The organism is Micromonospora sp. NPDC049081 (genome assembly GCF_040648835.1).
Lineage (GTDB): Bacteria > Actinomycetota > Actinomycetes > Mycobacteriales > Micromonosporaceae > Micromonospora > Micromonospora antibiotica.
Genome location: NZ_JBEZEK010000058.1, coordinates 1 through 3,089 on the forward strand (window position 1 = coordinate 1; position 3,089 = coordinate 3,089).

General features: G+C 72.5%; 2 protein-coding genes. Both read right to left on the reverse strand.

Annotated features, from left to right (window positions below; all coding sequences use genetic code 11):
- Positions 1-114: 114 nt before the first annotated feature.
- Positions 115-861, reverse strand: coding sequence for a class I SAM-dependent methyltransferase (locus AB0B63_RS32400; RefSeq protein ID WP_357025841.1), 747 nt, complete (start codon positions 859-861; stop codon positions 115-117).
- A 239-nt stretch (positions 862-1,100) separates the two neighbouring features.
- Entirely contained in the window at positions 1,101-2,450 is a 1,350-nt protein-coding gene (locus AB0B63_RS32405; RefSeq protein WP_357025844.1) for a DivIVA domain-containing protein, read from the reverse strand.
- Between the last annotated feature and the right edge of the window lie 639 nt (positions 2,451-3,089).

A 3,089-nucleotide genomic window follows, 5' to 3' on the forward strand; every position in this document is an offset into this window, starting at 1 on the left:
TGTTTCGAGTGTCACTGTTGTTCCGTTAGGTGTGTTCCGGGTCGGCCGGCGGCCCGCCCCCCGCCCCCCCCCCCGGCCCGCCCGCCCCCCCCCCCCCCCCCCCCACCGCCGGGGTCACCGCCGCAGCAGGGCGAAGACCCCCCACCCCAGGTACTCCCGCCGGTACCGCACGTGCCGGACCGGGTCCTCGGTCAACTCCTGCCGGAACCCCTCGGCGAGGTCGTCGTCCGGATGGGCGTCCAGCCAGCGGCGCAGGGTGAGCCAGTGCGCCGCGGCGTACCGGTCCCAGCTGTCCTGGTCGGCGAGGACCATCTCGACCACGTCCCACCCGTGCGCCTGGACCCGGCGAATCAACCCGGGCAGGTCGTCGAAGTCGTCCCGGGCGGTGGCGTGACACGCGGCGACGGTCTCCTGGTCCGGCGGTTCCCGCCGCCAGTACGGCTCCCCGACCAGCAGCATCCCACCGGGCCGCAGCGCCCTGGCCAGGATGTCGATGGTGCCGACGACGCCCCCACCGATCCAGGTGGCACCGACGCAGGCGGCCACGTCCACCTTCTCGGGATGGACGTACCCGGCGGCGTCGTCGTGCACGAAACGGACCCGGTCGGCCACGGCGAGTTCGACCGCACGACGCCGGGCGGCGGCCGTGAACACGGTGCTGAGGTCGACACCGGTGCCCCGGACCCCGTGCGTACGGGACCAGGTGCACAGCAGTTCACCCTTGCCGCTGCACAGGTCGAGCAGGGTGTCGTCGGGGCGGAGCCGGATCGCCCGGCCCAGGGCGGCGAGCTTGTCGTCGTCGAACGGGTTGAGGATGCGAAGGTCGTCTTCGCGGATGACGAAACTACGATCGAGGTCCATGTCGGTGACTCCAGGGGTGCGGCAACGGGCGCGGGGAGCGGACGGTCGGCACGCGGAGCACGGGCACGGAAAACACCTCGATCGGGGGACGTGGTGACGGGCCGTCAGGCTACGTCCCCACCGGCCCGGAGCCCAGCGATTTCGCCCCGGGTGGCCCGCCACCCGGCAGTTCCAGGGCATGGATGCCTACGCGACACCACCGGAGCCCAGCGATGTCACCCCGGCTCGCCCGCCACCTCTCAGACGTTGGTCGGCACCCGGTCGGCCGGCGGCTCGCTGACCGCCGCGTCGGCAGCCGGCTCGGCAGCCGGTCGGGCCGCCACCGTCGGATACTCGGCGGTCTCACCGCCCCCGGCGGCAGCCGCCATCACGGCGGCGGCAGCCAGGTCGGCGACCCGCTTGGCCTCCCGCTGCACCCGGGCCCGCACGTCCTTGGCGTGCCGCTCCACACTCTCGGCGGCCTGCCGGGCCTCGTCCAACCGTCGGTTCTCCGCGGTCAGGTCGCGCCGGACCTCCTCCAACTGCTGTCGGGTACGCACCAACTCCCGCTCGACGGTGTCGCCCTCCTGCTGGATCTCAGCCAACTGCGCACGGGCCGTGTCCAGCTCACCCTGCACCTCGGTGAGGGACTTCTGCCGCTCGGCGATCTCCCGCTGCACCGTGGCCAGCTGCTCCTGGTGGCTGCTGGCCTGCTCGTCGGCCCGCTGCCGGACCTCCGTGGCGTACTGCTGCGCCTCGGCGATCAGCGCGGCGATCTGCTGCTCGGCGGCGCTGTGCTGGTTGGTCAGCTCCCGCTCCGCCGCCGCCCGCTGCTCGCCCAGTTCCTGCTCGACGGCGGCGCGTCGCTCGCCGACCTCCCGCTCCACGGTGGCCTGCCACTGCGCCAGCTCCTGCTGGCTCTGGGTCCGGGCCGCCTGGATCTCCTGCTGGATCTGGGTCCGCGCGGCCTTGGTCAACGCCTCGGCGGCGGCCCGGGTCTGGGTGATCTGCTTGGCGGTCTGTTCGCTGATCCGCTTCGCCTCCTGCTGGGCCCGCTCGTGGGCGGCTTCCCCTTCGGCCCGCAGCTTCTCGGCCCGCTCCCGAATCTCGGTCAGCTCGGCGTCAGCCGTCGACCGGCGCTGCTCGTACGCCTTGTCCTGCTCCTCGCGCCGGGCGGTCAACTCCTCCTCCAGGTCCCGCAGCGCCTGCGCGGTCCGGTCCCGGGCGTCGACCAGCGTCTTCTCCGCTTCGCCCTGGAGCTGGTTCGCCCGCTGGGTGGCCGAGTCGGTGATCACCGCGGCCTGCTTCTCGGCCAGGGCGAGGATCTGGTCCACCATCGGGCCGAGATCACGGAAGGACGCCCGGTCCACCTGGGCCGGCCGTTGGCGCAACTCGGTCAGCTCCGCCTGCAACCGTTGGATGTGCGTGGTCAGCCCCTGGATCTGGCCGGCCGCCCGGGCCCGGTCGGCGGTCAGCGTCGACAGTGCGCCGTCCATCTGTTCGACGTAGCGGTCCACCTGCCGCTTGTCGTAGCCCCGCAACGCGAGCTCGAAGCTCGGCCGTGACGTCCCGTCGTCGCGCGACGCGTACGACTCCTCCCCGGTGGACATAGAGCCAACCTCCGTACTCCTCGGCGATCCAGGTCCGCGTGGGCGACTCCGCGGGCCACGACGGGGCGAAACACTACCGGCGACCGGTGCCGCGGGTGACCGGGCCCCGAGCGCGGTCCACGCACCGATCCGGGCGGGACGGCGGCCCCTCCGCACGGTCGCGTTCCGGTCGGGTCAACCGGCGGCCGGCGGTTGCCCTGGCCGGTGCGTCCACCGTGCGCACCGGGTTTTGTCCTTTCGGCCCACCTGGCCTCGTCCCCGTGGACTTCCCGCAGCTCAGCGCGGGTCAACAGTGGAGTCCCGCCGGCCGTTCCGGGTGGTGTCGGGGCGCCTGGCCGCAGGTGACCGGGGGTGTGGCCGGGAACGCACCTGCTGGATTTGACGGTCCACTCGGCGAGCGCGTAACTTTCTCTCTGTCAGCGCGGAACGGACGCACCGGGGTGAAAGCCCCGAAGGCCGGAGCGCTACCACTGATCTCAGGAATGCCTCCCGATCGACCGAGGGTCGATTTGGTGGGCAGAGAGCAGTCGAGTAAGGTGAACAACCGGCAGGGCACCGGGCGAGCGTGCGGGAGACCGCAGCGGCCGGCTTGTCGACAATCGCGATGGTTTCCGGTGTGAGCCGGGGGGTTTCGTGGTG

What these genes read in the sequence shown, in the direction of transcription:
- AB0B63_RS32400 (WP_357025841.1), bottom strand. Translation starts at nt 861, where the DNA reads ATGGACCTCGATCGTAGTTTCGTCATCCGCGAAGACGACCTTCGCATC.
- AB0B63_RS32405 (WP_357025844.1), bottom strand. Translation starts at nt 2,450, where the DNA reads ATGTCCACCGGGGAGGAGTCGTACGCGTCGCGCGACGACGGGACGTCA.